The organism is Streptomyces sp. NPDC001903 (assembly GCF_042891345.1).
GTDB lineage: Bacteria > Actinomycetota > Actinomycetes > Streptomycetales > Streptomycetaceae > Streptomyces.
In genome coordinates, this window is sequence record NZ_JBIASZ010000037.1 from 12,682 (window position 1) to 23,391 (window position 10,710).

Genomic DNA, 10,710 nt, shown 5'->3' on the forward strand with positions numbered 1-10,710 from the left:
CGAGCCCCAGCCATCCTGTCACTCGCCTCGCAGGCCCCCACCCCCCCCGTGGTCACCCACCCCGCGTTTTTTTACCCTTTGGGTGCTGCCTGCGCAATGCGCAGGCAGCACCATTCCACCGACGTTGATGGCACGACGATGGTCGGCCCCTGCTCGCCGTGCTCGACAGGTCAGGGTTGCTTCTGCTCCCAATGGCCGGCCGACAACACGACGGCTTCTGGGTCGCTCTCCCGGAGATACTCGTGGACTGCGCATTTCCGGTACCTGGAGGATCGCCCGACACGGATCGCCGGAGGTGTCCGGTGTGCACGAGGCGGTACACAGCGTAACGCCCTGGCTTTCACCGCGTTGTACAGGCGGTCGGCTCGCCCGTGCGGTACGGGCAGGTCCCAAGAAGCCTGCCCGTAAGGCGGTCGCCGGGGATGTCGCGACCACATCCCCCGCAGCCCGACTCCTGTTGCTGAGGAACCTGGTTCGTGCGGCGGTGGGCGGTCCTCGCCTCACCCCGTCAAGGAAGGGGGTTAGTGCCATGGACGGTAACCCGGTGGTCCCTGCGCGCGTCCCGCGCCGTGTGGTGCTGGCCACGTGGGGCACGGCGGGTGACATTGCGCCCTACACCGGCCTCGCCGCAGGCTTGATGAGAGCAGGGCATGAGGTTGTGGTGGTGACGTCCGACCGCTACTCGGCTGCCTTTCGAGGCTTGGGGCTCACCGTCTGCGCCATGCCTTTTGACCGGCATGAAGCGGCGATCGGACAATTCACGTCCCGACGCGCTCGGACGAAGAACTCTCAGGAGATGGCAGTCATCGCGGCAGAGCATCTCCTGATGGTCGCGGGCAGGGGGGCGGACGTCCTGCTCGCCCATCCACTGCTCCACCCCCAGGCTGCCTTGATCGGCCGCGGGCTGGGGATCAGCTGCATTGGCGTCTACACCGTCTCCCACGCGATGATGCTCCCCCGTCTGGTGGCGGGAAATCCCCGGTGGCGCTACACGGCATCCGATGCGCTGGTCAAGGTCCTGCTGGCCCCGGTGTACAAGCCGGCTGCCAGCTACCTGGGACGGGAACTGGGACTTCCTGGGAGCGCGACGGAGAACTCGCTGCTTTCGGCCTCGCGGGGTTCCGTACGGTACGGGTTCAGCACCGTGTTGCTTCCGCCTCGTGTGCGGTTTCCCGCTCTGCACCGGGTGGTCGGTGCCTGGCAGCCCCACCGCGTTCCGCACTGGCAGCCCGAGGCTCGTCTCGTGGATTTCCTGGAGGCGGGGCCTGCCCCGATCTACTTCGGATTCGGGAGTATGGCGGGCGTAGATGTCGAAAAGCTCGCCGAGAGCATCACCCAGGTGGTGCGGCGTCTTGGTGTGAGGGCTGTCGTCCAGGGTGGGTACGCCGGGCTGGCAGGGCGGGGTGAGGACATCTTCAATATCGGAGAGTGTCCCCACGAATGGCTGTTCCCCCAGATGCGAGCAGCGGTGCATCATGCGGGGCCCGGGACGACTCATGCCTGCCTGCGCGCCGGCACACCATCATTGCCCGTCCCTGTCGGGTTGGACCAGCCTTTATGGGGAGCCCGGCTGCATGCGCTGGGTCTCACATCGGCGGTGATCCCTCAGCGGCAGCTCAACGGCGACAACCTCGCCTGGGCCTTGGGCCGGCTGCTGGAGGAGGAGGGATACCGGGCCCGGACGCGTGACATCGGCAGGATGGTGGAGCAGCAGGACGGCACTGCTGTCCTTCAGGCGGAGCTTGGGCGGCCCGTTCCTGCCTCAGGCCGCTAGGGGACGTCTTGCCGATCATGCCGGGCTCGCGGCGGCGGGCACCGCGCCTCGCCGCGTTGTCCTCGCTCGCCGACACACCACGTCGCCTCCCTCGTCCGCCTTGCAATCCACGGCGCCCACCACCGCTCCCTGACCCGGCCTGATCAACAAAACACCCCCTAGCCGTGTCTTTCGGATCAGGGCGGATCAGCCCGGGGTGTCCGGTGCCGTGCATCGCAAGGCCGAGGAGGGAGCCGACGTGGTGTGTCGGCGACCGACGAGAACGCCGCGAGGCGCGGTGCAGGGCAGCCCGGGCCCGCCATGATCCGAAAGACACGGCCTAAGGCCGGCTTCCCTTGCCGTTGACGCGCGAGCGGGCGGCTCGGGTCATGGAAGGAGTTCGACGGCGCTGTGAGCCACGGTGGCGAGGGGCTGGTTGTCGAGGAAGAGGGTGACGGCGGCTGCGAAGTCCGCATCGCGTTCGAGGTGCAGCAGGTGGTCGGCGTGCTTCATGACGAGGAAGGTGCAGCCGGCGATGGTTGCGGCTACGGCGCGGTTGTCTTCGACGGTGGTGGCGGTGTCGTGCTCGCCCACTCCCACGAGGGCGGGGACACCAGTCAGACCGCCGGCGGGAAGCGCGTTGGACAGGAGGAGCGACCCGCGGTCGAAGACGTAGCGGACCAAGGGGTCATGCGGGGTTGCGGTGAGCTGGGCGAGCATGACGCGGGCTGCGGCCTTGAGGAGCAGGTATTTTTCAGCCGCTTGGGTGTTGGTCAAGGCCTTCACGAGTTGGGCTGCGGCATGGTGTCGGCGTTCGGGTGAGGCGTCGGTCGTAGTGGTGGCTTCGCGCTGCAGGCCTTCTCGGATGAGCGCGGCAAGGTGCGGGCGGGGTTGGGGGGCTGCGCCGAAGAGCATCAGGTGGCTGATGCGGTCGGGGTGTTGTTGGGCGAGCCGGTAGCCGATGGGGTAGCCGGAGGAGACCGCGAGAACCGCGAATCGGCCGATGCGCAGTTGGTCGGCTGCGGCCAGAGCGGCGTCGGTAAGGTCGTCCCAGGTCAGGTGCGTTCGGGTCTGTCCGGGTGAGCGGGCGGGCGGTAGGTCGGGGATGAGGAGTCGGCGGTCGGGGACCCGGTGTTCCAGGCGTGTCCAGGAGTGGCGGCTTTGGAGGCCTCCGCCGAGCACAAGCAGGGGTGGTCCGCCCGGCGTCTGGGTGCGTGGGGTGAGGACGCGGCAGGGGTAGCCGGCCTTCTCCCACGCGATGTGGTGGTCGCGGGCGTCGCGGCCGGGCAGGACAGGTGCCGGTTGGGCGTGGTGGGTCACGCGGTGGCCTTGCGGTGCTGTTCGATGAAGTCGGCGAGCTCGGTGAGGGTGGTGTTGGCCGACAGGTCCGCTTCGGCGATCACGATGCCGTGGTCGTCTTCGAGGATCATGGACAGGACGGCGATGGCCATGGAGTCGACCCCGGCTTGGGCCAGGGTGGCCGTGGGTGTGACGGGGGCCGCGGGCAGTCCGGCCTTCTGTGTGAGGGTGTCGATGACGATCCGCAGCATGTCGCTCATGGGTTCTCCATAGATCGGCGGCAACCGGTCGGCTGGACGGTGTGCTGGTGGGTGCTCAGGGCGTGGCCGGTTCGGTCAGCGACCTCGTCCGGGGTTCCGCCGCCGGCGTACGGCCGGCCGCGGTCGTTGCCGGGTTCACAGGTGCGCAGTGAGCCCCGGGGGCCAGGTGGCGGTGGTCGCTGCCCAGGACAACCCGCTACCGAAGGCCACCAGGAGGATGCGTTGGCCCTCCTTCAGCGTTCCGTCCCGGGCGGCCTGGGCAAGGAGGATGGGCAGCGAGGCCGCGGCGGTATTGCCGACGCTGTCGATGTTGGAGGGCATGCGGTCCGCGGGGAAGTCCAGGGCGGCGGCCAGCGCCTTGGAGATCGCCGCGTTGGCCTGGTGTGCAATGAGGAGGTCGATGTCCGAAGGATCCCAGCCGGCAGCAGCCCGCGCCGCGGTTGCGGCTTGCTTCATGCGGCGCACCGCGTTGCGCAGGACCTCGCTTCCGTGCATGTGCAGGTAGAGGTCCGCGCCGTCGGTGTCGGCTGCGGAGCGTTGGCGTGCTCCGCCGGCGGGGATGGAGATCGTGTCCGCGAGCGTTCCGTCGCTGCCCCAGATCGTCGGGCCGAGGGTGGCTTCCTGGCCGGGGCGCGCGCGGCGCAGCACGACGGCTCCGGCTCCGTCTCCGAAGATGGGGGCGGTGGCGGAGTCGGCGGGGTTGACCATCGTGGAGGTACTCTCGGCGGCGATCACCAGGACGGAGCCGGCGGTGCCCGCCGCGATGAGCCCTTTGGCGAGTTCGCAGGCGTAGAGAAAGCCTGAGCAGCCTGCGTTGATGTCCAGGGCTGGGGTGCCGGTCATGCCCAGCCGGCTGGCGACTTCGGGGGCTCCGGCGGGACAGAGCCGGTCGGGGGTGGTGGTGGCCAGGATGACGGCATCGGTGCGCTCCGTGTTGGCGGAGGTGAGCGCTCGGGCGCCTGCTTCGGTGGCCAGGTGGACGGTGGCATGGCCGTCGGTGATGCGGTGACGCTGGGCGATACCGATGCGCCGTCGTACGAAGGCGTCCATGCCGGGGGCCATGAGGTCCGCGTTGCGCACTACGGTGGGCGGCAGCCAGCATCCGAGCCCGGCCACGACGGTCTGTGTCATCTTGTCCCGATCTCAGTGACGCTGGTTCGGATTTCCCCTGCGGTCGGCAGGGGTCGGGCCGGCTGCTCCTCGACGTGTCCTAGGAGGGTCAGCCGTTGCGAGCGGCGACGTAGGCGGCCGCAGCCGGTTCGAGGAGGTAGTCGCAGTCGTCGAGGCTGCGGCCGGTGAAGAAGCGCATGACGAGGTCGCTGGCCTCCTCGCGGCGCTGCATGAACACCCAGTGGTCGGCGTCGGCGATGGCCGCGAAGGTGCAGTCCCCGATGGTCTGTGCGAACTCGCGCTGTTCTACGAGAGAGCTGATGGTGTCGTGTTCACCGCAGAAGACCAACGTGGGCACCCCCTGGAGGCCGCCTTCGGGATCGAGGTTCTCCAGCACGGACCGTTCCATCGTCCAGAAGCCGTGGGCGTTGGCGGTGACCGCGCGCAGCGTCATGCGTTTGACGAGCTGGCGTACCACGTCACGGTTGCTGACGGTGACCTGCTCGTCGGAGCACAGGAACATCTCGGCGAGGACGTCGACGAAGCCGCGGGGGTCCCCGCTGTGCATGCGCTGGGCGCCGCGCTTCCACAGGGCGATGAGCTTGTCGCTGATGCGGACGGGGACTCCGCCCAGGACGAGCTTCGCGAAGCGTTCTGGGCGGCGCTGCGCACAGCGGAAGGCGATGGCGGAGCCGAAGGAGTATCCGAGGAAGTTGCTGCGGTCCACAGCGAGGTCGTCGATGATGATCTCGGTGGCCCGGCACATGACCTCCATGCTCTGCTCGGGGCGCAGGGGGGTGGACCGGCCGGCGCCGGGGAGGTCCACGGAGATCAGGCTGGCGTGCGGCAGGACATGGCGTTCCATGATGGACCAGCCGTGCATGCCCTGGAGGACTCCCCCGATGACGAGGACCGGTTCGACGACGGGGTATTCGGCTTCGATGAACTGGTAGGAGAATGACAGGCCGTCCAGGGACAGGGTGCGGGTGATCGCCTCGGTCACGGTTCTCCCTCAGACGGCGGGCGGACAGGGTTCGTACGGGGCTCTGCGATCCCCTCGGGCAGTTTTTTGGTGCGGGCCGGGGCTGCCGGTGGGGCAGCTTGCTGGGGGCTGGGAGGCCGCACGCCGGTCAGTGTGGGGTGGCGGCGGCGCAACCCTGTCGCTGGCTGGCGATGCCTCTGTCCCGGACCCGCTCCTCGACACCGGGCCCGCCAGCCAGGTCCATGCGCAGGTGGAGCGGCTGCTGCCTCGACAGCGAGGTCAGTCGCTCGGAGAACAGCGCATCCCACTCGGCGACCCGCAGCGGCCGCTCCTTGGTGGGCAGCGTGCAGGACTGCCGCACCCACGCCGGATCGCTCGTGCCGCTAACTCCCGTCACCCGCGTCCCGCAAGTGGGAACACATCCGACGGTAAACCTGTACCTGGGTACCGATCGAAAGCCCGCTGCACACAGAGCCGGCCCACTGAAATGCTCACGGGCCAAGTAGGAGGTGCTGACCATGCTCCTGTGAAGGCTTCGCGCGTGCCTGCCAGACCAGCATCTGGACGGGGCGCCCAGCCTCCGAGCCATCCCCAGCAGCCCGCGGGACTCACAACTCACCCCAGCGCCCGGGGGCCTCCATCGGCGGGCCGGGTGACCCCGCCTCACAGGTCCGGCCGTCGGCCCGCCGTTGGGCTGGCTCGCTCCCCGCCCACCGGCCCGTCCAGCTACGACGTAGAGGCGCGCGCATAGCCGTGAGACTCGTACGCGGTCCGGGACCGCGACGGCCGCCGCTCAGCCTTCCTCGCCACGCCGTATCTCAGGTGGGGGGGGGCGGAGCACACGGGACGTACACGATCCTGCGCAAGCCCTCACGGCCTTGCGTAGCCACGCGCTGAATGGCATCGACGTCGGCGGCGCCCGAGGAAGCCGTAGCGGGGCTACACGTTCAATGTCGCCCCGCCGCCCGGTGGCTACTGCTGTTGTTGCTGTTGCTGTTGCTGTTGCTGCTGTTGTTGTTGCTGCTGTTGTTGCTGTTGCTGTTGCTGTTGCTGTTGCTGTTGCTGTTGCTGTTGCTGCTGTTGCTGCTGTTGCTGCTGCTGCTGGTTCGGTTGCTGTTGCTGCTGCTGTTGCTGCTGCTGTTGCTGTTGCTGTTGCTGCTGCTGCTGCTGCTGCTGCTGCTGTTGCTGTTGCTGTTGCTGTTGCTGTTGCTGTTGCTGTTGCTGTTGCTGTTGCTGCTGCTGCTGTTGCTGCTGCTGCTGCTGTTGTTGTTGCTGCTGCTGCTGTTGCTGCTGGTTCGGTTGCTGCTGTTGCTGTTGCTGTTGCTGCTGCTGCTGCTGCTGCTGCTGTTGCTGCTGCTGCTGCTGCTGCTGGGTGATTTGATTAATGATTTGAATAATGATCGGCTGCGAAATGCCGAGGCGCTTCCCTGCGGCTTCTGTCGCCGCTCTGGCCTCTGCCTTCACTACCTGCGGGGGGGCACCTCTCCGCACCGCCGCTTGCGCTGCATCCGTTCCCGCCTTGAGGGCAGCGGCAGCCTTTGCCGAAGATGCTGCAGGGCCGATGCAAGCCACAGAACCTACGGAGAACGGACCCTTGCCCGTGACGGTGACCGGTCCGATGCGACCGTCAGAAGTGGAGCGTACCGACTTTCCGCCAGGCGAGATGGTGAACGTCTTATTACCAGCGAAGTTCTGTCCCGTCAGAGTGCTTCCGCCGCTTACCCGACACGTCGGGGCGGTAACAGCGGAAGCCGAAGTGACGGTGGCGCCAGCCGTCCCGCCTCCTAGCGCGACTACTACCGCGACACTCAGTACGATCTTTCCTTTCACGGACTTCTCCTCTCGACACTGCGCCATCACTCAACCGGCCAGGCCGGACAGAAATTGAGGCCCCTTCAGGCAGTCGACAAAGCCTGCTCGGCTGGAACTCATCTGGTCTGAGCCTTAGAACCCGGGCGCACCGTGGATTTCTCCCACCCCGCATTGAAGGTTCAAGAGCTACTTGGGGCACGCCCGGTCGGGTCACTTTGCCAGACGGTTGAGCGGCTGTTGATGTTGCGCCGGAAGCCGGCGAGCCCTCGGAACACAGGACCTTCCCGTGCGCCCAGTCCGCCGTGCTTCCGCAGTGGTGACACCTTCTTCTCTGTTTGTTCCCCAGAGGCGGTGCAGTTGCGGCGCTGTGCCGCTTTCCAGCTCGCTGCTGTCCGGCTCGACCTTAATGGCCCGGTAGCTGCGCACCCGCCGACTACCGCCACGACCGCAAGGCCCAAGGGACATCATCTCGAGCCAGCTGGAGGGCAATGCATACCTCACTTCCACCATGCCCGCCATCCCGTTGCATCGCATCCCGAGAACGAGGGTGCTGGGGGGATGGGGGTCGCCCGGTCCGCGGCTTCGGGCACGCCGCGATCGCGGCGGCCCGCAGGCAAGCCGTCGCCATCGTGATGCCGATCTCGGTCGCGGCCTGCGCAGCCGCCATCCCGGCCCACGATTACTCCACAAACGGCCGGACCAACGTCACGCGCGGGCCCCCGGCCCCGATCAAAGTCGGTCGAGTACCGCCGCCGGCACTCCCGCGCCCGATACCCGGCGGCCGGCCGTCACGACCGATCCCACGGGACCTCGAGGAACTTCGCCGTCACCGCCCGCTCGTACTTCTCGCACACACCATAAGGATTCGCACATTTATGCGGCCGCGAACTAGAACCGGTGTGCTGCCGAAGGCAGGTAGGAGATTGGGCAGTTGGGCCGCGTCTGGGGGCAAAGGGAACCGACAGGGGACCCACCGATAGATGGAGCCAGTTACATCCCAGTGTTTATGGAAGCGGCCGGCCACGCCCCGGCCGCCCGCTGCCCCGGCCTCCCTGACCGCGGTGCAGTTCCGGTACGAGACACTGCCGCCGCCCCCGGTGTTCGTGCTGCCGCCGGATGAGGATCCCCCGCCCGCCTGTGTGCCGCCGGAGAGCCTTGGCTTGCTGTCGTCTGCCGCAGGGGGCCATGGCCGGGCCGGCGGCTGCTCAGGCACAGGCTGCGCCGGGACGGGAACAGGTGGAGGCGTCAAGGTGGCCGCAGGGACGGGGCCGATGAAGCGGGCGCCGGTGTCGCCGGGGCAGCGGGAACGGAGGCCGGTGGCGGCGGGTCCGGGGCGGTGACAGTGACCGTGGCGGCCGGCTGCGAAAGGGGCTTCGCGTCGTCCTGCGTGTTCTTCGGGCTGGAACCGGCTGCGACCAGGACCGCGAACCAGATCGAGGCCAAGACCACGGTCACCGCTTTGCCGGCCTTGTCCCAGCGAGCCATGGACGCCAGCGCGGCACCCAGCGGGGGAACCACCAGCGTCGCGACGACCACAGCGGGAACAGCCAACAGAGGATGCCAGCGACGCGGCGGGACCGGCTGGAACGGGGCGGCTTCAGGGGGTGGGTACACGGAACTCCAGACCAGACGAGGCGAAGCGGGCACCGCGGACTCGCACATACCCCGCGGGAACGCTGGTGTCCTGTCCCCGGTGTGCCGAGGACGGGCTGCAAGGACGCAGCCTGCCGATGCGGCAACGGCTGCGGCACCAGCGCGGATACACCAGCCCAACGCCCGCGCCAGGCAACGGTTACCGCCAACACGCCAGCAGGAACCACCGGCCCCGGACACAGCGAAGTGGGACCGCCACCCATCGGTGTCGACCCCGCTCAGGGACCTTCGCTGTGCGCCCGCCCTAGATCCTGTCTGACAAATGATCATCCGGTCGGCTCGCGAAGCCAGAGGATCAGGGAGGCCGACGACTCCGGCCCGGTAGCGGTCGGCGAGCTTGTCGAACCTGGTCGCGATCGCACGGAACTGCTTGAGACGGGCGAAGCATCGTTCGACTACGTTGCGGTCACGGTAGATGGCCTTGTCGAAGGTGGGCGGCCTGCCACCAAGGGTCCCGCGTCGTCGCCGATTGGCCGCCTGGTCGCGGCGCTCGGGGATCGTGGCGACGATCCCCCGGCACCGAAGCAGGCGACGAATCGCCCGGCTGGAATACGCCTTGTCGCCCAGCACCCGGACCGGTGTCGTGCGAGGACAGCGGCAGGCCTCGGCCGTCGACGGCCAGGTGGACCTTGATGGTCAGTCCGCCTCGGGACCGGCCGAGTGCCTGGCACGTCTGCGAGCGGCCCGGATCTTCCGGTTCGTCCCCTTCTGCGGCCCCCCTTTGCGGGCGCCAGCCGCGTGCTGGTGGGCCCGGTTGATCGTGGAGTCGACAGCCACGGTCCACTCCACCCGGCCCACCGCGTCATCGCGGACCTGGACGTACTCCAGCAGCCTCGCCCAGGTCCCGTCCGCCTCCCAGCGCGAAAAGCGTTCGCCGAAGGTCTGCCAAAGCCCGTACCGCTGGGGCAAGTCACGCCACGGAGCCCCGGTTCCCAGCCGCCACAGCACACCGTTGACCACCTGACGGTGATCACGCCAAGGACGGCCACGCCCGTCCACCTGCGGCAACAACGGTCCTATCCGCTCCCACGCCGCATACGTCAACTCACCTCGACCCGCCACAAGATCAATTATCGGGCAGGCCGCCGCGCCAGGGGCCGCCTGGCGAAGGCGGTAGTCTCCGGTGCTCAAACATGGCATGGGGATCACCTGTGACGGCGAGGGGCACGGAATGTTGCGGGGCGCGGAGGCGGTCTTTACGGAGGACCACCTGGAGGAGCACTCGGGTGCGCCGGTACTGCTCGACTCGGCGGAGGCGGTCGATGCGATGGTCGACGCGCTGATCGTCGGCGGTCCGCTACGCAACACGGCCCATCTGATCTCCTTGGATCGCCCTCTGCTGCCGTCGGGCTGGCCGGACCACGAGTTCTTGGTCGGGGTTCGCGCCGGTGGGCAGGTCGGAATCCTGTCCTACAGCACTGGCGAGGAGGGTGCCTTGATCCCGGCCGGCGAGGTCACCACCCCGGTGGCGACCTACATGATCGTCACCTACCCCCGGGAGTTCCTGGAGCCGACGGAGGTCCCGATCAGCCTGTTGCGTCAGGCCGTGAAGGAGTTCGTCCTGTCCGGCGGACTGCGGCCCACGTGCCTCGAGTGGCGTGAAGAGCCTTACTGACCCCCGGCTCGGAGGCCGAAACACCGGCAGGCAGGTTGCGCACGATGCGTTCACGTGATCATTTGTCAGACAGGGCCTAATAGGCGCCCTCGGGGCGGCGTGGCGTACGTGGAGCGCACGAAACGTGTACATGGAGCACACGGGCGCTGCCTCGAGATGCGCCGGAATTGCCCCGGTGGGACCGTGAGGGTGGGGGCTGCATCGGTACAGGCCCTCACCCAGTCCG

Annotated in this window: 9 protein-coding genes and 1 pseudogene; 3 read left to right on the forward strand and 7 right to left on the reverse strand. The window is 68.1% G+C overall.

Annotation, left to right across the window (positions count from 1 at the left end):
* The first annotated feature begins 529 nt into the window (after window positions 1-529).
* Window positions 530-1,774 (forward strand): glycosyltransferase, encoded by a 1,245-nt coding sequence (locus ACFYZS_RS40015; protein WP_389024382.1) that lies wholly within the window; start codon window positions 530-532, stop codon window positions 1,772-1,774.
* A gap of 366 nt (window positions 1,775-2,140) precedes the next feature.
* Here ACFYZS_RS40015 and ACFYZS_RS40020 read toward each other — a convergent pair whose 3' ends face one another.
* The 5 genes from ACFYZS_RS40020 to ACFYZS_RS40040 form a co-directional block, all read right to left on the reverse strand.
* Window positions 2,141-3,073, reverse strand: coding sequence for an alpha/beta fold hydrolase (locus tag ACFYZS_RS40020; protein ID WP_389024385.1), 933 nt, complete (start codon window positions 3,071-3,073; stop codon window positions 2,141-2,143).
* A complete protein-coding gene (locus tag ACFYZS_RS40025) occupies window positions 3,070-3,312 on the reverse strand; it encodes an acyl carrier protein (RefSeq protein ID WP_376136913.1) in 243 nt (80 codons plus the stop codon). The genes ACFYZS_RS40020 and ACFYZS_RS40025 overlap by 4 nt, the downstream gene beginning before the upstream one ends.
* A 135-nt stretch (window positions 3,313-3,447) precedes the next feature.
* Window positions 3,448-4,443 (reverse strand): beta-ketoacyl-ACP synthase 3, encoded by a 996-nt coding sequence (locus ACFYZS_RS40030; protein ID WP_376136914.1) that lies wholly within the window; start codon window positions 4,441-4,443, stop codon window positions 3,448-3,450.
* An 88-nt stretch (window positions 4,444-4,531) separates the two neighbouring features.
* The gene (locus ACFYZS_RS40035; protein ID WP_389024389.1) at window positions 4,532-5,425 is read right to left on the reverse strand and encodes an alpha/beta fold hydrolase; all 894 of its coding nucleotides are present in this window, start codon (window positions 5,423-5,425) and stop codon (window positions 4,532-4,534) included.
* 127 nt (window positions 5,426-5,552) lie between these two features.
* Window positions 5,553-5,801: a hypothetical protein gene (locus ACFYZS_RS40040; protein ID WP_389024392.1), complete on the reverse strand. Its 249-nt coding sequence runs from the start codon at window positions 5,799-5,801 to the stop codon at window positions 5,553-5,555.
* Between the two features lie 500 nt (window positions 5,802-6,301).
* On the opposite strand from ACFYZS_RS40040, the gene ACFYZS_RS40045 reads away from it, so the two are divergent.
* Window positions 6,302-7,192, forward strand: coding sequence for a hypothetical protein (locus ACFYZS_RS40045; RefSeq protein WP_389024395.1), 891 nt, complete (start codon window positions 6,302-6,304; stop codon window positions 7,190-7,192).
* A 1,269-nt stretch (window positions 7,193-8,461) separates the two neighbouring features.
* Here ACFYZS_RS40045 and ACFYZS_RS40050 read toward each other — a convergent pair.
* Both ACFYZS_RS40050 and ACFYZS_RS40055 read right to left on the reverse strand, forming a co-directional pair.
* Window positions 8,462-8,767, reverse strand: a complete 306-nt coding sequence (locus tag ACFYZS_RS40050) for a hypothetical protein (protein ID WP_389024398.1) — start codon at window positions 8,765-8,767, stop codon at window positions 8,462-8,464.
* A 346-nt stretch (window positions 8,768-9,113) separates the two neighbouring features.
* Window positions 9,114-9,931 (reverse strand): annotated as a pseudogene (locus ACFYZS_RS40055) (IS5 family transposase).
* A 61-nt stretch (window positions 9,932-9,992) separates the two neighbouring features.
* Between ACFYZS_RS40055 and ACFYZS_RS40060 the strand changes: the two are divergent.
* Complete coding sequence (locus ACFYZS_RS40060; protein ID WP_389024401.1) at window positions 9,993-10,484, forward strand: Imm1 family immunity protein; 492 nt, start codon at window positions 9,993-9,995, stop codon at window positions 10,482-10,484.
* Window positions 10,485-10,710: the final 226 nt, after the last annotated feature.